A 16893-nucleotide genomic window follows, 5' to 3' on the forward strand; every position below is an offset into this window, starting at 1 on the left:
CGCATACACTATAACCAGAGTCGTCCCCATTCTGCGCTGGGCTGGATGACCCCATTCGAATTCGCCGAAAAATCTGCCGGTTGCCAGAATAAGCAACCAACCTGAAGCCGGTTATTCCTGATTATGCCTGGATCATATTCGGGGTCAGGGCCACCAACCGACATTACTAACTGAAGGTTGTATCTAATACTGGGGGCAGGTCAGATAACTTTTAGAGAGGGCTCTTAGGGTAGGTAGTTGCCAATCTTACCCTTAATACGTAAACAGTTTAACCTAATGTTTTATAAGAAAAAATTATCAACATTAAAACTTGTTTTGATGTGGCGATTTTTCACATGATTTAGGGTAAACTTGCCTTAATATTGTAGTGAATTTTAAGGATGAAATCCATGAAAGTTAGCGAAAAATCACTGCTGGAGTCCGGCTTCAGTCATGCAGAACTGCAGAAAATAAAAAGCAATGTCGAGAATTTCGGGGGGACTCTTGATGAAGTGATTCAGGATTTAGTAAAACGATTTAATATAGCTAAGTGGATAACTATTGTTGCTTTCGTAATCCTTATTTTAACAGCCGTTTTATCGACAAAAAATAACACACTATCTCTGGCCTTTTCGTTAATTGTGGGATTACCTTTTATCTGGTATTTAACGCCCGCCAAACTCGCATTTAAAGCCTGGCGGTATAAAAAATATGCATTTAATATTGAGGGTGATCAGTAATTGTCATCAGATCAAAAATGACTTTAGCTTTCACGCCATAACCAACTATTTTCATGGTTAGTTTTGGCCTGCTTAACGTATTAACTTTTCTATAATAATCAATTGGAACATAGCGGAAAAGTCTCCACGCTCCGGGTTTCCTTATTAGGCCAAAAATACTATAAGCGTTAGCAATAAGTGAGATTGATTTATACACGCCTAATCCACTTTTAGGACTAAACCCCATAAATTCAGCTGTAGACATAGCAGCATTAGCAGCAAACCCCTCAGATGTTGAATCATGTAGAACTTGATGGCTAAATTCTTTGCTCAGACCATTGAATCCATCCACAACGAGTATTGCTCCAGCCAGAACACCCAATGGATTAGCGCTGGCCAGTAGCGTTGTTCCTAAAGCTATTTCTGCACCCGAAAGCACTACGTTCACCGCAGAAATGACGTAACCAACAATTTCGTTATTTTCCCGCACAAATTCCACTTTGGCGTAAAGTTTCGCAGTATTCCTGCGCAGCATTTGCCCTTGCTCTTCAAGATTTGCGGCCTCTTCCCTGAGATTTTTTATGCAGGTCATACACTCTTCATCAGACTTTGCGCGCCTGGCGATCGCGAACTGACCTTCAATTACATCCCTTATTTCCTGCACAAACTGAAGTCGTGTAAGTCCATCCTTGATGTGAAACCCGGCTTCACGGTTAGCAGTTTCAATCAGCCTACGGGCTTCAAGATTGACCATTGTTTCTGCCCAAGCTCTATTGCGCCCATTTGAGCGCATCATAGCAAGTAATGCTTCATCCATTTCACAGTTCCTTTGATTGGCCGATGATTTGATAATACTTAATCAGATCCACCTTTTAAATGAGAAATTAATCCAAGCGCTGGATGACGTAAATCCGAAATGCCTTAGCATAAGTTTTGTTCCAGTGAGCGTCAGACCTCAAGGACGGCCAGTCGACAAGCGTTTCATCAACCTTTACGAATGGTGGAAGTTGAATATTGGACTAAAACGTTTGGCGTCACTGTTGCTCAATTGCGTGTAGCAATTGCAAAAGTGGCTAACGGCACTGAGAAAGTCAGGCAATTTCTTGGTAAGTAAAACGTGACTAACCTTAAACCCCTCTCTGAGGGGTTTTTTATTGCCTTATGCTGGGCAACACCTTGTACAACTTTGAGGGTTACAGTATGTTGATCATGCTTTATACTATGTGCAACATCGGATCGTAACACATTGATTTTAAGGGGTTATTATGAATATCCGTGTCGCCCTTATTGGCGATTACCGTGCCAGTGCCGTCGCGCACCAAGCTATTCCACCTGCAGTACAGTTCGCCGCAAAGTCCCTCTCACTCCATGTCACCGCCGACTGGATCGCCACCCCAGAGATTCAACAGCATAATATGGCGGATTACGATGCCATCTGGGTGGTACCGGGCAGCCCATACCTTAATGACGCAGGTGTATTCGAGACGATTCGCTGGGCGCGTGAACACCACAAACCGTTCCTGGGTTCTTGTGGAGGTTTCCAATACGCGGTGGTGGAATACGCCCGTAATGCGTTGGGATGGGAAGACGCCGCACATGCCGAAACCGATAAACAAGGACGTTGGGTCATTGCCCCGCTGGCCTGCTCGTTGGTCGAGCAGCGTGGCACAGTGACGTTCGAGCCGGGATCGCGTATCGCACAAGCTTATGGCGCTTTGGAAAGCGACGAAGGGTATCACTGCAACTTCGGTGTTAATCCCGAATTCAGTGCCGCGTTGGCGACGCAGAACCTAAAAATTACCTCGTGGGATTTGGAAGGGGACGTGCGCGGAGTTGAATTGACCGATCATCCGTTCTTTGTGGCAACACTGTTCCAGTCAGAACGAGCCGCGCTGCAAAACCGCCTTTCACCGCTAGTAGTTGCTTGGTTGCAGGCCGCAGCGAGTTTAAAGCCTTAACGTAGCGTGCTGCGCACACCCTACGAAATGGAGCGGTATCGTCGTAGGGTTGCCATTTAACGTTTGCGCTGAAGTCACGCATCCAGACACAACAGCGGTTTACGCGCGCGTCCTGACTGATGATACGTCTCGATGGCCGCGCGCCACCCCGACAGCGGAAAAATCTCTACCTCGCCACAATCACTTCTGCGCAATAACGGCCAAACTTCCGCGAACAGTTGCTGCCATTCAACAGTGTTGATATCACCCAATGTGTGACGCACATGGAACCAATGCAGCAGCGGGCGGCCTGCGTTGACCTGAACAGGTTTACCACTCAACACGCCGTAAGCCACGAAGTGCGCCTGCTCCGGCAGCGTTTGCCAAATGCGCTGCCCAACATCTCCTCCCACGGCATCGAACACCACATCTGACTGGGCGCTGAGCGCCTGAATCGCGTCAGTGGCAGATTCCAGCACCGCATCCAGGCCCATGGCGTGTAACCTTGCAGCATGGGCAGGCGAGCGATGCGCCACCACCACACGTCTCGCACCCTGTAACTGTGCCCACTGTGCCAGCAGCATCGCGCAAGCGGACCCGCCGGCGGTAATCAGGACATGTTTCCCCGCAACTGGCCACTTTTTCAGCATAAGTAGTGCCGCTAAAGGATTGATGTATGCCCGAGCAGCAAGCGTCATGGTGATGTCATCCGGCACGGAGACCGCCAAGTGTGCTTTAACATCGACATAGCGCTGCCAACATCCCATCCCACGTAAAGGCAGCACGCGTTTCCCCAACAGGTGTTGGAAAGTGGAGGGGGCCTGAACAACGGTGCCAACGCCTTCATATCCAGCCACTTGGGGCGGCGCAAGGCGATGACGATAAGCACCGGTAATCGGGATCAGATCGGAAGCATTGATGGGCGCATAGTGCATTTGCACGCGCAACATATCAGCGGTGCAGGACGCTAAGGGCGCAGATTCCAACGTGAGGACGTCAGCGGGATCGCCAAATTGCCGATACCAGAGCGCCAGATTAGTGCCCATGCGCGGTGAAGGATCAGAGTTCAGTTTTGGCGTCAAACTCACACAAATCTTCAATCAGGCAGGAGCCGCAGCGTGGTTTACGGGCGATGCAGGTATAACGGCCATGTAAAATCAGCCAGTGGTGGCAATCGACTTTAAAGGCGGAGGGCACCACTTTGATCAGCTTATCCTCTACCTCTTCCACATTCTTACCAGGCGCAAAGCGCGTGCGGTTGCTGACACGGAATATATGGGTATCGACGGCAATCGTTGGCCAGCCAAAAGCGGTGTTAAGCACCACGTTCGCGGTTTTACGGCCGACGCCCGGCAATGCTTCCAGTGCTGCTCGATCTTCTGGCACTTCACCGCCATGTTGCTCAATGAGGATGCGACAAGTTTTAATCACATTCTCAGCTTTGCTGTTAAACAGGCCGATGGTCTTGATGTACTCTTTCACCCCATCAACGCCCAGCGCCAGCACGGCGGCTGGCGTGTTGGCCACGGGGTAGAGTTTAGCGGTGGCTTTATTGACGCTAACATCGGTTGCTTGTGCGGAGAGAAGCACCGCAATCAGCAGCTCGAATGGCGAGCTAAAGTTGAGTTCAGTGGTGGGATGCGGGTTGTTATCACGCAAGCGCGTGAGAATTTGCAGACGCTTATCCTTATTCACACTGCGTTCCCGGTTTCACCTTGCGGTGCAGCTTCTGGCGCAGCAGCACGATTCGCCGCACGTTGTTTCATCTTCTGATCGATTAAGTATTTGGCTGCCAGTAGCATACCTAAGCCAATAAAGGCACCCGGCGGCAGCATGGCGAGCAGCATGGGTGAATCAAAGTGGAAGACTTCAATACGCAGCGCTTTAGCCCATGGGCCCAACAGCTGGTCGGCACCGTTGAACAGGGTGCCGCTGCCAATCAATTCGCGAATCGAACCCAGCGTCACCATGGCACAGGTCGCCCCCATGCCAATCGCAAAGCCATCCAGCGCTGAGAGCGGGATGCTGCTTTTAGACGCGACGGCTTCCGCGCGGCCTACAACAATACAGTTGGTCACGATCAGCGGGATGAAGATCCCCAGCGACTGATAAAGGCCATAGGCGTAAGCGTTGATCAGCATCTGCACACAGCTCACCACTGAAGCGATGATCATGACGTAAATCGGAATACGGATTTCTGCGGGCACCCAGCGGCGCGAGGCTGAAATGGCACTGTTGGTGATGGTCAGGACTAATGTGGTGGCCAGTCCCAGCCCAAGGGCATTGGTGGCCGTTGATGTCACAGCCAATAATGGACACAGGCCAAGCAGTTGGACTAATGCGGAGTTATTCTTCCACAAGCCGCCGACCAGCAGGTTTTTTGCTTCACTCATGGTGCATCTCCACATTCAGGCAGCGAAGAGAGCTTCGCTGGCAACGTTTCAATCAGCAGGGCAGTACGCTTGGTCGCGTTAACCACTGCGCGTGGCGTGATGGTGGCTCCGGTAAATTGGTCGAATTCACCGCCATCTTTTTTCACCGCAAAATTTTTATCGTCGGCACCGTGAACCACTTTGCCGTTAAAACTGTTGATCCAGTCAGAAATACGCAGCTCAATTTTATCGCCAAGGCCCGGAGTCTCGTGATGTTCAACCACACGCACGCCCAGAACTTTGCCATGGAAATCGGCACCCACCAACATCTGAATGGCACCAGAATAGCCGTCTGGCGCGGTAGTCTCAAGCGCCGCTGCCACAGGTTGATCGCCTTTACGTGCCAGATAGAGATGATGTGGTTTGTCATTAACCAACGCCGCCGCATCCGTTACCAGAAAACACTCTTGCTGGATGTGGTTGTCGTACAGATCGGTGGGTACCACCTGGTCGAGCAGTTTTTTTTGCTGTAAAGCCGTCTGATGCTCCACTGTCGGCTTGGTAACATAGTTCACCACCGCAGTGACACCGGTGGTAATCACTGCAAATGCAGCCAGCGTCACGGCATTTTTACGAATAGCATCGAACATCATTAATCCTTGCGATGGCCATAAACGCGCGGCTGGGTGTAGTAATCAATTAGCGGCACACAAATGTTCGCCAACAGAACCGCAAAGGCCACACCGTCTGGATAACCACCAAAACTGCGAATCAGCCACACCAGCAAACCAATCAGTGCACCATAAAGCAAGCGACCACGGTTGGTGGTTGAGGCGGTGACCGGATCGGTGGCGATAAAGAACGCGCCGAGCATGGTCGCGCCTGAGAACAAATGAATCAGCGGTGAGTTCAGTGATTCCGGTGAGAACAACCAACCCAGGGTCGCGCAGAACGCCAGCGACACGAGGAAGCTCACCGGGATATGCCAGCGAATGGCATTTTTCGCCAGCAGCAGCATGCCGCCGAGCAGATAACCGAGGTTAATCCACTGCCAGCCCAAACCTGCCAGCACGCCGGTATAAATCGGCTCTGCCAGCAACTGCTCTGCACTGTGTCCGGCACGCAAGCCGGTTTTGAAGGTATCCAGCGGCGTCGCCTGGCTGACACCGTCTACGCCAAGCTGAAGCTGCTGCATGGTTTCACCCGCCAACGTGTGGTTAGTGAAAACCATACTCAGTGAATCCAGCAGGCCAGGTTTAATGGCTTGCAAGCTGTCAGGCGGCAACCAGCTGGTCATCTGCACCGGGAAGGAGATGAGCAATACAACGTAACCGACCATCGCCGGGTTGAAGGGGTTTTGCCCCAATCCGCCATAAAGTTGTTTGGCGATCACGATAGCAAAGACGGTACCAATCACCACCAGCCACCAAGGCGCGAGCGGTGGCAGGCTGATACCGAGCAGTAATGCGGTAAGCAGCGCGGAGTTGTCGGCAAGTGTCGGCACTACCGGTGTCTTACGCAGACGCAGGATGGCGCCTTCGGTGATCCACGCGGTAGCGGTAGCCAGTAGCACCTGAATCAGAAAGCCAATACCAAAGAAATACCACTGCGCCGCCATCCCGGGCAACGCAGCCAACACCACCAGCAGCATGATGTTGCCGGTGCTGCGGCGGTTGTGGGTATACGGAGAACTTGCAATACGAAAAGCCATTTATTCCTCAGTCGTCGAAGGCTGCTGCTGCGCTTTGCGCGCTTTGGCACGGGCGACCGCGGCAGCAATTGCTGCTTTGCGCGGGTCGGCGGAGTCAGGAGAGGCAGCAGCCTCCACTTCAGAAGATAATTCAGGTGCTGCATCAGCAGCTTCAGGCGCTTGTTTTGCGGCGGCAGCGGCTTTCTTCGCTTTGGCTCGCGCAATCGCGGCTTCCACCGCTGCTTTGCGCGGATCGACCTCAGCGACAGGGACCACGTCAGCCGCTTCAGGCGCTTGTTCTGCGGCGGCAGCGGCTTTCTTCGCTTTGGCTCGCGCAATCGCGGCTTCAACCGCTGCTTTGCGCGGATCGACCTCAGCGACAGGGGCCGCGTCTGCAGCTTCAGGCGCTTGTTCTGCGGCGGCGGCTTTCTTCGCTTTGGCTCGCGCAATGGCGGCTTCAACCGCTGCTTTACGCGGATCGATCTCAGCGACAGGGGCCGCGTCAGTAGCTTCAGGCGCTTGTTCTGCGGCGGCAGCGGCTTTCTTCGCTTTGGCTCGCGCAATGGCGGCTTCCACCGCTGCTTTACGCGGATCGACCTCAGCGACAGGGGCCGCGTCAGCAACTTCAGGCGCTTGTTCTGCGGTGGCGGCAGCTTTCTTCGCTTTGGCTCGCGCAATGGCGGCTTCCACCGCTGCTTTACGCGGATCGACCTCAGCGGCAGGGGCCGCATCAGCAGCTTCAGGCACTCGTTCTGCGGCGGCGGCTTTCTTCGCTTTAGCACGGGCAATGGCGGCTTCAACCGCTGCTTTGCGTGGATCAGTCTCAGCCGCAGGTGTTTCCACAACGTCGCTAACCGGTTGCTCAGCGACACCTGACTTCTTCGCCTTCGCACGGGCAATCGCTGCTTCAACCGCGGCTTTGCGAGGATCGCCAGCCTGACGGCTCAGCGCCTGGGTTTCAGCCTGTTTTTCCGCCTGCTGAGCCAATGCTTGCGCATGGCGGGCCTCGCGCTCTGCAGTTTCCTGCTCTGGTGTTTTGGCGGCGCGCGCTTTTACGCGCGCGATGGCTGCGTCGCGTTCACCTGTGTCGGTGCGCGCCACGCGCTGTTTAGCTTCTTCATGACGCGCTTCACGCGCCAGTTTTTCCCGCTCTAAACGTGCCTGACGGGCTTCAAAACGCGCTTTAGCTTCGGCGGTGCGCTTCGCTTCGAGATCGATAGCACGCAGTTCTGCTTTTTCCTGGCGGTAATATTGCACCAGCGGAATATTACTCGGGCAGACATAAGCACAGGCACCGCACTCGATGCAGTCATCAATATTGTGGGCTCGCGCTTTCTCATGATCGCCGCCCTGGCTGTACCAGAACAACTGTTGCGGTAACAGCTTCGCCGGGCAGGCATCCGCACAGGCACTGCAACGAATACAAGACTGTTCTTCTTCGTTATTGCCCATCTCACTAGCGGACGGTGCCAGAATACAGTTGGAGATTTTCACCAGCGGGACATTGAGCGAGGGCAGAGTAAAGCCCATCAAAGGGCCCCCCATAATCACCATCTGACGTGCACTCGGTGTGAAACCGACATGATGCAACAAATGGCTGACGGGCGTACCTAAACGACCCCAGACGTTACGCGGTTGAGCAATCGCCTCACCGGTCAAGGTGACAACACGCTCCGTGATGGGTTCACCATCGATAATGGCGCGTTTTACCGCCCACGCGGTGCCAACGTTCTGCATCAGTACGCCAATATCGGTCGAGCGACCGCCGTGCGGCACTTCAACGCCCGTGAGAATTTGGGTCAGCTGTTTAGCACCGCCAGAAGGGTATTTGGTGGGGATAACGCGCAGTTGCAACTCGCGATCGCCACCTAATGCCTGTTTCAATGCTGCAATCGCTTCGGGTTTGTTATCTTCAATCCCGATTAACACACGCTCTGCCTGTAAAACCCACGCGAGAATACGGCAGCCTTCCAGCACTTCAGCTGCGCAATCCTGCATTAAACGATCGTCAGCGGTGATGTATGGTTCACACTCGGCGGCATTGATGATCAGGGTTTTCACGCCACGCAAACCGCCACGCAGTTTGGTGGCCGTCGGGAAGCCCGCGCCGCCTAAACCGGCGACGCCTGCCTCATGAATGCGCTTGACAACATCCTCACGCGACAGCGCACGGAAGTCAGGTTGCGGATCGAGTGTGGTCCAACGGTCTTCACCATCGGCGCGCAGAAAAATGCACAGTTCAGAAAGACCCGAAGGGTGCGCCGTCATATGTGGCGCAATGGCTTCGATGGTGCCGGAAGTCGGCGCGTGGACCGGTAGCATGCGTCCGCTACCAAAAGTCAGCGGTTGACCGCGCAGAACGTGATCGCCCGGCGACACACAGATCTCGCCTTCATGGCCAATGTGCTGCTTTAACGGAATGATAAATTGTTCAGGCAGCGGCAACTGACTTAACGGCGTGCCATTAGATTGGGTTTTCATCTCTGGCGGATGAATACCGCCCTGAAAATCCCACAGTTTTTCTTTGCGGAACAGTTTTAGCAGATTAAGCATGAGTTTCTACCGGGATCACCCGTACAGGAATGGTTTCAAGATCCCATTTCCAGTTGGCAGTGGTAGTGGCAACCGGACGCATTTCAATACAGTCTGTCGGGCAGGGTGCGACACACAAATCGCAGCCGGTACAGACATCACTCAACACAGTGTGCATGGCGCGGGTGGCCCCGACGATCGCGTCCACCGGGCAAGCCTGAATGCATTTGGTGCAGCCGATGCAGTTGGCTTCATCAATCCATGCCACGGTGCGGATCGGTTCCTGCACGTCCGCACCGCCATCCAGCGGTTGCGGTTCAACGTTGAGCAGCGCTGCCAGCTTAAGCATGGTTTGCTCGCCACCGGGGGCGCATTTATTAATGGCTTCACCGTTATTACCCACGGCGTCTGCATACGGACGGCAGCCCGGATAACCGCATTGTCCACATTGGCTCTGGGGCAGAATACTGTCGATCTGTTCGACGATCGGATCTTCTTCGACCTCGAATCGGCGCGAGGCGTAGCCGAGCAGGGCGCCAAATACCAGGCCCAGCGCAGCAATAGCCACAATAGCAATCCAAATCGCGGTCATTAGAATTTCACCAGACCGGTGAAGCCCATAAAGGCCAGTGCCATTAAGCCAGCCGTCACCAGAGCAATAGAGTTGCCTTTAAACGGCGCAGGGACGTTGGCCAACACCAGACGCTCGCGCATACCGGCGAACAATACCATCACCAACGAGAAGCCCAGCGAGGCGCTAAAACCATAGACCGCAGCCTGCATGAAGGTGTGATTGAGGTTCACACTCAGCAACGGGACACCCAGCACCGCACAGTTAGTGGTAATCAGTGGCAGGAAGATACCCAGCAAGCGATAGAGTGACGGACTGGTTTTGCGCACTACCATCTCGGTGAATTGCACCACCACGGCGATCACCAGAATATAGGCCAAGGTACGCAGATAGACGAGATCGAGCGGCACCAGAATCAAGTGATTCACCAGCCAGGCGCAGATTGACGCCAAGGTGATCACGAAGGTGGTGGCGAGTCCCATGCCAATGGCCGTTTCCAGTTTTTTTGACACGCCCATAAAGGGGCATAGGCCGAGAAACTTCACTAACACGAAGTTGTTCACCAGCACGGTGCCAATAAAGAGAAGTAAGTAATCGGTCATTTTTTAACCTGGGAAGCCGAAAGGCGTCTATTATCCGGAATTGAGAGGTGCATCTCAACCTCTTCACAAAATGTGTGGCTGTTGAGAGCACTCAGAATTAAATTCCTGACGAAACTCACGCCGTTATGGCTGGATAAACGTCTGTTTAACGCGCTGCGATCGCTTGAAGTAGGGGACAAACACGGCAGCGGCCAGCAGCGAAAGTAGCAACGTTTGGATCGCTTTGCTGTCTGCTACGGGCGTAAAGGCAAAGGTTTTCAGCGCCAGTAGCACCGTCATCAGTAACCACAAGATGTAATGGCGCGGTAAACGGCGCGAACGTTTACAGAAAATCCAGCACACCCAGATACTGTAAGCCCACACCACACCTGCAGTGAGCAGAGAGACTGACCACTGGGTCAGCAACATGCCACCGTGAGAAAACAGGGTGGTACGCAGTTCCGTGTTAAACAGTGGACTCAGATACATTGCCACCACTAACGCGCTGGTGAGCATGGTCATAATCAGCCAGGCCAACGGCAGCAGCAGCCAGCCAGCGATGCGCGGCGGGTTTACCGATTCGGTCATTATGCGGATCCTGTTACGTAAGAATAAGAGCGTTTCATGTCCAAACGGGGCACGCCCGACATGGACAACGCAATAGTGCAGAAAAAGGCGGGGAAAACCAATTACATTACGTAGCGCCAGACTGATTTTGGCACGCGACCAAGATCATAAAGGCGACCGCCAGAAACCAGTTCGGCACGGCGATGGTCGGCAGCGCGATACATATTGATGATGTCATTATCATTGGTCAGCGAATAATTGAGATGGTCGTAGAGTTTTTCCAAACTCTCAAGATTATTCACTTTGCGGAATTTCAACAGGTAATCTAACGCAGTCATGATTGCCATTAAAAAATAGAGAACGAGGAAGTGCCCAAGTATAGGGAGCACACCGCCATAGTCCATACACCAATGCTAAAAAAATTCAAAAATCAGACAAGGTGAGCTAATTCGCTCATGAAAAGACATTTTTTCTTCCTTTTGTCTTTTCAAACGCACCTTTCTTAAGAGTATTAAGGCAAATTATGCCCCGATTAGGTGCAGAGTGTGAAAAAAACTCACATCATTTATTTCACGCGTTGCGCAGACTATTTTCCTGCCTTTTCCACCTTATTTATCTGCCAGGGTGCGGATGTTTTATTTATTTATTTCCAACTGGTCTGCACTTTTATGCACACGTCTTGAAATTGCAGATCACATAGTGTGCGAATAGTCACAAATCTGATCATTGCTGCAGTGTCCAGCGCATAACCATTCTTTACGCAACAGCTGTAATCGTTTCCAGTTGCCCCACGCATAACCGATTCTGTTTATTACATTTATTTAACGGCAGTTGAAATAAATCACAGGCAATTTGTCCATAATGCTGGTACGACTTGTTTGCGTGTTAATTTCGTAACCCCTTTAATTCATTCCATTTTGTGAGGCATGTCGCGCTTGTTTTTTCGCTTTTGCGCCAGGCTTAATCCGCGTTTGTACCCCCTACAACACACTCCCTTCAGAGGAATGAAATTATGTGGAAACGTTTACTCTTAACCGCCATGGTGAGTTCTGCACTCAGTACATCGGTGCTGGCTGCGGATATGACGGTGGGCTTCTCTCAGGTTGGGTCGGAATCTGGCTGGCGTTCTGCGGAAACGAATGTGGCGAAAAGTGAAGCGCAAAAACGCGGTATCACCTTGAAAATCGCCGATGGTCAGCAGAAACAAGAGAACCAAATCAAAGCTGTGCGTTCATTCATCGCACAAGGTGTTGATGCCATCTTCATTGCACCAGTGGTGCAAACTGGCTGGGAACCGGTGTTAGAAGAAGCGAAAGACGCCAAGATCCCGGTGTTCCTGCTCGACCGTGCCATCGTCGTGAAAGATAAGTCGCTGTATATGGCTGTGGTCACGGCGGATAACGTGCTGGAAGGTAAGTTAATCGGTGACTGGCTGGTCAAAACGGTAGGTGATAAACAGTGTAACGTCGTTGAACTGCAAGGGACGGTGGGCGCCAGTGTCGCCATCGATCGTAAGAAAGGCTTTGCCGACGCCATCGCAGGACACAACAACATCAAAGTGATTCGCTCGCAGTCGGGTGACTTTACTCGCAGCAAGGGTAAAGAGGTGATGGAGAGCTTTATCAAAGCGGAGAACAACGGCAAAAACATCTGCATGGTTTACGCACATAACGATGATATGGCCATCGGTGCCATTCAGGCGATTAAAGAGGCGGGTCTGAAACCCGGCAAAGACATCCTGACCGGTTCAATCGACGGCGTGCCGGATATCTACAAAGCCATGCTGGCGGGTGAAGCCAACGCTAACGTGGAGCTGACGCCGAATATGGCAGGCCCAGCGTTTGATGCGTTAGAGAAATTCAAAAAAGATGGCACCTTGCCGCCAAAAATTATCAAAACCGAGTCGAAACTGTATCTGCCAGATTCTGCGCAGGCGCAGCTCGATACCAAAAAAGGCATGGGTTACTGATCCCCGCAACCGCCCTTCGGGGCGGTTTTCATGACGTAAGGCGAGGTAGAACCTAATGAACACCTCCGATGAATCCACACTTCTGACCCTCAACGGCATCAGCAAAGGCTTTCCTGGCGTGAAGGCGCTGGATAATGTTTCGTTCAGCATACGCAAGGGCGAAATCATGGCGCTGCTGGGTGAGAATGGTGCGGGTAAATCCACGCTGATCAAAGTGCTGACCGGCGTTTATACCCGTGACGCGGGCACTATCACCCTGAATGGCAAGGCCATTTCTCCCCATAACACCGCAGATGCCCAGGAAGCGGGCATTGGCACCGTGTACCAGGAAGTCAACCTGCTGCCGAATATGTCGGTGGCTGACAATTTGTATATTGGCCGTGAACCTCGTCGTTTCGGCATGATCGATCGCAAGCGCATGGTGCGAGATGCCGATGCGCTAATGCGCAATTACGGTTTTGCGTTGGATGTGACTCGGCCGCTTGGCCACTATTCAGTGGCGATGCAGCAGATCATCGCGATTTGCCGTGCTGTGGATCTCTCCGCGCAGGTTTTGATCCTCGACGAACCCACCGCAAGTCTTGATGCCAGTGAAGTTGAGATGCTGTTTACCCTGATGGCACAGCTAAAAGCCAAAGGGATGAGCCTGATTTTTGTGACGCACTTTTTAGACCAAGTTTACCGCATTACCGACCGCATCACCGTGTTGCGCAACGGTCAGTATATAGCCACGCGTGAGACGTCAACCCTCCCGCAAATTGAGCTCATCAAACTGATGTTGGGCCGCGAACTGCTCGAGACTGCGTTACAGCGCCAGGGAAGTACCTTACGTAGCAATCAACCGGTGGTTTCGTTTGAAGACTATGGCAAGAAGGGGACAATCGAGCCCTTTAGTTTACAAGTCCGCCCCGGAGAAGTGGTTGGACTGGCGGGGCTGCTCGGCTCTGGGCGCACTGAAACCGCAGAAGTGCTGTTTGGTATTCGCCGCGCGGATCGTGGTAAGGCGACCATTAAGGGCAAAGTGCAACATATTCGCACGCCCGCCAAAGCTTCACGTTTGGGAATGGGTTTCTGCCCTGAAGATCGCAAAACTGATGGAATCATCGGCGCAGCGTCGGTACGCGAAAATATTATTCTCGCGTTACAGGCACAGCGCGGTTGGTTACGTCCGATTAAGCGGCGCGAACAGCAGGCGATTGCTGAACGTTTTATCAAGAGTCTTGGCATCCGCACGCCTCATGCCGATCAGCCTGTGGAGTTGCTCTCCGGGGGGAATCAGCAAAAGGTTTTGCTGTCGCGCTGGCTGGTGACCAAACCGCAGTTTCTGATCCTCGATGAACCGACGCGTGGCATTGATGTGGGTGCGCATGCCGAGATTATTCGCTTGATTGAATCCCTGTGCGCCGATGGACTGGCGTTACTGGTTATCTCCTCTGAACTGGAAGAACTGGTGGGCTATGCCGATCGTGTGTTGATCATGCGCGATCTGAAGCAAGTGGCCGAAATCCCGCTGGAGCAATTGTCGGTGGCATCGATTGTGAAAGCCATCGCCGACGGAGGAGCACAACATGCTTGAATCCCCTATGACACAGCAAAAACCCGAACGGCGTAAGCCGAAACTGCCACCGGGCATGCCACAGATCGCCGCATTGATTTTAGTGCTGCTGGTGGATAGCCTGGTCGCTAATAATTTCTTCGCGATTCATGTGCAGGATGGCCGCTTGTTTGGCAGCCCGATTGATATCCTCAACCGTGCCGCGCCTGTCGCCTTGTTGGCGGTGGGGATGACATTAGTGATTGCCACCGGCGGTATTGATTTGTCGGTCGGTGCTGTGATGGCCATAGCCGGTGCAACAGCAGCGACCCTGACGGTTGCCGGCCACAGTCTGGTTTTTATTATCCTTGCTACGCTCGGCACCGGGCTGGTTTGCGGCTTATGGAACGGCGTGTTAGTGGCCTTGCTGAAGATTCAACCCTTCGTCGCCACACTGATCCTGATGGTGGCAGGGCGCGGTATTGCTCAGTTAATCACCCAAGGCCAGATTGTGACCTTCAACAGCGATAGTCTGGCATGGTTTGGCAGCGGTTCGTTATGGCGTTTGCCAGTGCCGGTATGGATTACTTTGCTGGTGGCCCTGTTGGTCTGGCTACTGACGCGCAAAACGGCATTAGGTCTGTTTATTGAAGCGGTCGGGATTAACTTACGCGCGGCACGCAACGCGGGTGTGACAGGCTGGCTGGTGGTGATGTCAACCTATGCCATCAGTGGTGTCTGCGCGGCGGTAGCTGGTTTGATTGTGGCGGCTGATATTCGTGGTGCGGATGCCAATAATGCCGGTTTGTGGCTGGAGTTGGATGCCATTTTGGCGGTGGTGATTGGCGGTGCCTCGTTGATGGGTGGGCGATTCAATTTGGTGCTGTCGCTGATTGGCGCGCTGATTATTCAATCAATGAATACCGGTATTCTGCTTTCTGGCTTCCCGCCGGAGCTGAATCAGGTGGTTAAAGCGGTGGTGGTGATGTGTGTGCTGTTGCTGCAGTCACCGCGCTTTATCTCCATGCTGAAAGGGAGACGTCCAAAATGATGAAGCGCCATCTGCCTTTGATGATTACGTTGTTGGTGTTTGTCGCCGGTTACCTGTTCTGTTTGAGCCAGTTTCCGGGCTTCGCCTCAACGCGCGTTATCTGTAATATTCTGACCGATAACGCATTTCTCGGCATTATTGCCGTCGGCATGACTTTTGTGATTTTGTCGGGTGGGATCGATTTGTCGGTCGGCGCGGTGATTGCCTTCAGCGGTGTTTTTCTGGCACGTATCATCGGGGATTACCATGTCGATCCGATATTGGCGTTCGCCATTGTGTTGGCGATGGGGGCATTGTTTGGCGCCATGATGGGCTGGCTGATTGATGCACTGAAGATCCCCGCGTTTATCATTACGCTGGCGGGGATGTTTTTCCTGCGCGGCTGCAGCTATTTAGTGTCAGAGAACTCGATACCTATCGATCATCCGCTGTATACCACGTTGTCGAGTCTGGCATGGAAGATCCCCGGCGGTGGTCGCTTGAGTCTGTTAGCGGTGATTATGCTGGTTGTGGTGCTGGGTGGCATTATCCTCGCGCATCGCACGCGTTTTGGTAATCAGGTGTATGCCATCGGGGGCAATCTGACGTCGGCGCAGTTGATGGGCGTCTCAACTCGCGCCACCACTATCAAGATTTATATGCTTTCCACCACCTTGGCGACGTTGGCGGGGATTGTGTTCTCTATTTACACCTCAGCCGGTTATGCGCTGGCAGGATTGGGTGTGGAACTGGATGCGATTGCCTCGGTAGTGATTGGCGGCACCTTGCTGTCCGGCGGTGTCGGCACGGTGCTCGGCACGTTATTTGGGGTGTTGATCCAAGGGCTGATTCAGACATGGATTAACTTCGATGGCACCCTGAGTTCATGGTGGACCAAAATTGCGATTGGAATTCTGCTGTTTGCCTTTATCGCTTTGCAGCGTTTGCTGACCGTGATGTGGGATCGCCAAAAGAATGCGCCGGTTAAGCGACTGACTTCTTAGATATTTTCTCCTGTTTTAAGTAGGGGCGCAGTGATGCGCTCCTTTTTGTTTTTTGTGGGATTGGCTAGGGGCATGACTTCCTGAGAATGTGCATTTGTGGAATTCGCTTTAGGCTAAGCGCAAGACCACCAAAGGCCAGCCCGATCGCAAAGAAATCTCGCATCCATGCAGATCGGCCGCGCCATCCCTGGCGCGGACGCTTTGCTCTTCGGGCTGGCCTTTGCTGGTCCGTTAAGATTCGCATGGCTGTAGCGGGTGCGGACTGAAACACACTGCTCGGGTTTGCATGGCTGTAGCGGGTGCGGACTGAAACACACTGCTCGGGTTTGCATGGCTGTAGCGGGTGCGGACTGCAACATTCTGCTCGGTTTTGAGTGTTAGCAGACGGCATTATGCTTTCATAAAGGA

19 protein-coding genes are annotated in these 16893 nt (G+C 52.9%); 8 read left to right on the forward strand and 11 right to left on the reverse strand.

Translation table 11 applies throughout. The features are described 5' to 3' along the window. Positions 1 to 105 (forward strand): integrase core domain-containing protein (locus tag F3J38_RS28360; RefSeq protein ID WP_167137164.1); only part of this gene is annotated, 105 nt, incomplete at its 5' end. Positions 106 to 389: 284 nt separating this feature from the next. Then, positions 390 to 719, forward strand: coding sequence for a DUF2207 domain-containing protein (locus F3J38_RS08820; protein ID WP_167137167.1), 330 nt, complete (start codon positions 390 to 392; stop codon positions 717 to 719). Here the strand turns inward: F3J38_RS08820 and F3J38_RS08825 are convergent. Beyond that, positions 697 to 1515 carry a DUF4225 domain-containing protein gene (locus tag F3J38_RS08825; RefSeq protein ID WP_167137170.1) on the reverse strand — a complete coding sequence of 273 codons (819 nt, stop codon included), beginning with the start codon at positions 1513 to 1515 and terminating at the stop codon, positions 697 to 699. The two genes, F3J38_RS08820 and F3J38_RS08825, sit on opposite strands and share 23 nt — an antisense overlap. A 180-nt stretch (positions 1516 to 1695) precedes the next feature. Between F3J38_RS08825 and F3J38_RS28365 the strand changes: the two genes are divergently transcribed. After that, positions 1696 to 1812 carry a DUF3606 domain-containing protein gene (locus tag F3J38_RS28365; protein ID WP_205298197.1) on the forward strand — a complete coding sequence of 39 codons (117 nt, stop codon included), beginning with the start codon at positions 1696 to 1698 and terminating at the stop codon, positions 1810 to 1812. 151 nt (positions 1813 to 1963) lie between these two features. Continuing rightward, on the forward strand, positions 1964 to 2656 hold the full coding sequence (locus F3J38_RS08835) for a CTP synthase C-terminal region-related (seleno)protein (RefSeq protein ID WP_167137173.1): 693 nt from the start codon (positions 1964 to 1966) through the stop codon (positions 2654 to 2656). A 74-nt stretch (positions 2657 to 2730) separates the two neighbouring features. Here F3J38_RS08835 and F3J38_RS08840 read toward each other — a convergent pair whose 3' ends face one another. The 10 genes from F3J38_RS08840 to ydgT all read right to left on the reverse strand — a co-directional run bounded on the left by F3J38_RS08840 (position 2731) and on the right by ydgT (position 11286). After that, entirely contained in the window at positions 2731 to 3723 is a 993-nt protein-coding gene (locus F3J38_RS08840) for a zinc-dependent alcohol dehydrogenase family protein (RefSeq protein ID WP_369410992.1), read from the reverse strand. Beyond that, positions 3695 to 4330, reverse strand: a complete 636-nt coding sequence (nth, locus tag F3J38_RS08845) for an endonuclease III (protein ID WP_167137176.1) — start codon at positions 4328 to 4330, stop codon at positions 3695 to 3697. Before nth ends, F3J38_RS08840 begins: the two co-directional genes overlap by 29 nt. Then, the gene (locus F3J38_RS08850) at positions 4327 to 5028 is read right to left on the reverse strand and encodes an electron transport complex subunit E (protein ID WP_167137178.1); all 702 of its coding nucleotides are present in this window, start codon (positions 5026 to 5028) and stop codon (positions 4327 to 4329) included. Before F3J38_RS08850 ends, nth begins: the two co-directional genes overlap by 4 nt. Further along, positions 5025 to 5657, reverse strand: a complete 633-nt coding sequence (rsxG, locus tag F3J38_RS08855; protein ID WP_167137181.1) for an electron transport complex subunit RsxG — start codon at positions 5655 to 5657, stop codon at positions 5025 to 5027. The genes F3J38_RS08850 and rsxG overlap by 4 nt, the downstream gene beginning before the upstream one ends. A 2-nt stretch (positions 5658 to 5659) precedes the next feature. Next, positions 5660 to 6718: an electron transport complex subunit RsxD gene (gene rsxD, locus F3J38_RS08860; protein WP_167137184.1), complete on the reverse strand. Its 1059-nt coding sequence runs from the start codon at positions 6716 to 6718 to the stop codon at positions 5660 to 5662. Next, positions 6719 to 9250, reverse strand: a complete 2532-nt coding sequence (rsxC, locus tag F3J38_RS08865) for an electron transport complex subunit RsxC (protein WP_167137187.1) — start codon at positions 9248 to 9250, stop codon at positions 6719 to 6721. Next, a complete protein-coding gene (rsxB, locus tag F3J38_RS08870) occupies positions 9243 to 9821 on the reverse strand; it encodes an electron transport complex subunit RsxB (RefSeq protein WP_167137190.1) in 579 nt (192 codons plus the stop codon). The genes rsxC and rsxB overlap by 8 nt, the downstream gene beginning before the upstream one ends. Then, positions 9821 to 10402 carry an electron transport complex subunit RsxA gene (gene rsxA, locus F3J38_RS08875; protein ID WP_034827413.1) on the reverse strand — a complete coding sequence of 194 codons (582 nt, stop codon included), beginning with the start codon at positions 10400 to 10402 and terminating at the stop codon, positions 9821 to 9823. The genes rsxB and rsxA overlap by 1 nt, the downstream gene beginning before the upstream one ends. Positions 10403 to 10525: 123 nt before the next feature. After that, entirely contained in the window at positions 10526 to 10969 is a 444-nt protein-coding gene (locus tag F3J38_RS08880) for a DUF2569 domain-containing protein (RefSeq protein WP_167137192.1), read from the reverse strand. A gap of 101 nt (positions 10970 to 11070) precedes the next feature. Continuing rightward, positions 11071 to 11286, reverse strand: a complete 216-nt coding sequence (gene ydgT, locus F3J38_RS08885; RefSeq protein WP_167137195.1) for a transcription modulator YdgT — start codon at positions 11284 to 11286, stop codon at positions 11071 to 11073. A gap of 674 nt (positions 11287 to 11960) precedes the next feature. Between ydgT and ytfQ the strand changes: the two genes are divergently transcribed. From ytfQ to yjfF, 4 genes are read left to right on the forward strand one after another with little or no spacing between them, the layout of a single operon-like run. Beyond that, positions 11961 to 12917: a galactofuranose ABC transporter, galactofuranose-binding protein YtfQ gene (gene ytfQ / locus F3J38_RS08890; RefSeq protein WP_167137198.1), complete on the forward strand. Its 957-nt coding sequence runs from the start codon at positions 11961 to 11963 to the stop codon at positions 12915 to 12917. Positions 12918 to 12972: 55 nt separating this feature from the next. Beyond that, positions 12973 to 14493: a sugar ABC transporter ATP-binding protein gene (locus tag F3J38_RS08895; RefSeq protein WP_167137201.1), complete on the forward strand. Its 1521-nt coding sequence runs from the start codon at positions 12973 to 12975 to the stop codon at positions 14491 to 14493. Then, positions 14486 to 15502: a galactofuranose ABC transporter, ATP-binding protein YtfT gene (gene ytfT, locus F3J38_RS08900; RefSeq protein ID WP_167137204.1), complete on the forward strand. Its 1017-nt coding sequence runs from the start codon at positions 14486 to 14488 to the stop codon at positions 15500 to 15502. Before F3J38_RS08895 ends, ytfT begins: the two co-directional genes overlap by 8 nt. After that, positions 15499 to 16485, forward strand: coding sequence for a galactofuranose ABC transporter, permease protein YjfF (gene yjfF / locus F3J38_RS08905; RefSeq protein WP_167137206.1), 987 nt, complete (start codon positions 15499 to 15501; stop codon positions 16483 to 16485). Before ytfT ends, yjfF begins: the two co-directional genes overlap by 4 nt. Positions 16486 to 16893 lie beyond the last annotated feature (408 nt).

The sequence above is a fragment of the Candidatus Pantoea formicae genome, assembly GCF_011752625.1.
GTDB lineage: Bacteria > Pseudomonadota > Gammaproteobacteria > Enterobacterales > Enterobacteriaceae > Pantoea > Pantoea formicae.

Coding starts and splice junctions, on each gene's coding strand:
- F3J38_RS08850 (WP_167137178.1), bottom strand. CDS start 5,028: ATGAGTGAAGCAAAAAACCTGCTGGTCGGCGGCTTGTGGAAGAATAAC.
- F3J38_RS08880 (WP_167137192.1), bottom strand. CDS start 10,969: ATGACCGAATCGGTAAACCCGCCGCGCATCGCTGGCTGGCTGCTGCTG.
- ytfQ (WP_167137198.1), top strand. CDS start 11,961: ATGTGGAAACGTTTACTCTTAACCGCCATGGTGAGTTCTGCACTCAGT.
- F3J38_RS08895 (WP_167137201.1), top strand. CDS start 12,973: ATGAACACCTCCGATGAATCCACACTTCTGACCCTCAACGGCATCAGC.
- rsxC (WP_167137187.1), bottom strand. CDS start 9,250: ATGCTTAATCTGCTAAAACTGTTCCGCAAAGAAAAACTGTGGGATTTT.
- ytfT (WP_167137204.1), top strand. CDS start 14,486: ATGCTTGAATCCCCTATGACACAGCAAAAACCCGAACGGCGTAAGCCG.
- yjfF (WP_167137206.1), top strand. CDS start 15,499: ATGATGAAGCGCCATCTGCCTTTGATGATTACGTTGTTGGTGTTTGTC.
- rsxA (WP_034827413.1), bottom strand. CDS start 10,402: ATGACCGATTACTTACTTCTCTTTATTGGCACCGTGCTGGTGAACAAC.
- rsxG (WP_167137181.1), bottom strand. CDS start 5,657: ATGTTCGATGCTATTCGTAAAAATGCCGTGACGCTGGCTGCATTTGCA.
- F3J38_RS08825 (WP_167137170.1), bottom strand. CDS start 1,515: ATGGATGAAGCATTACTTGCTATGATGCGCTCAAATGGGCGCAATAGA.
- rsxD (WP_167137184.1), bottom strand. CDS start 6,718: ATGGCTTTTCGTATTGCAAGTTCTCCGTATACCCACAACCGCCGCAGC.
- F3J38_RS08835 (WP_167137173.1), top strand. CDS start 1,964: ATGAATATCCGTGTCGCCCTTATTGGCGATTACCGTGCCAGTGCCGTC.
- rsxB (WP_167137190.1), bottom strand. CDS start 9,821: ATGACCGCGATTTGGATTGCTATTGTGGCTATTGCTGCGCTGGGCCTG.
- ydgT (WP_167137195.1), bottom strand. CDS start 11,286: ATGACTGCGTTAGATTACCTGTTGAAATTCCGCAAAGTGAATAATCTT.
- F3J38_RS28365 (WP_205298197.1), top strand. CDS start 1,696: ATGGTGGAAGTTGAATATTGGACTAAAACGTTTGGCGTCACTGTTGCT.
- F3J38_RS08820 (WP_167137167.1), top strand. CDS start 390: ATGAAAGTTAGCGAAAAATCACTGCTGGAGTCCGGCTTCAGTCATGCA.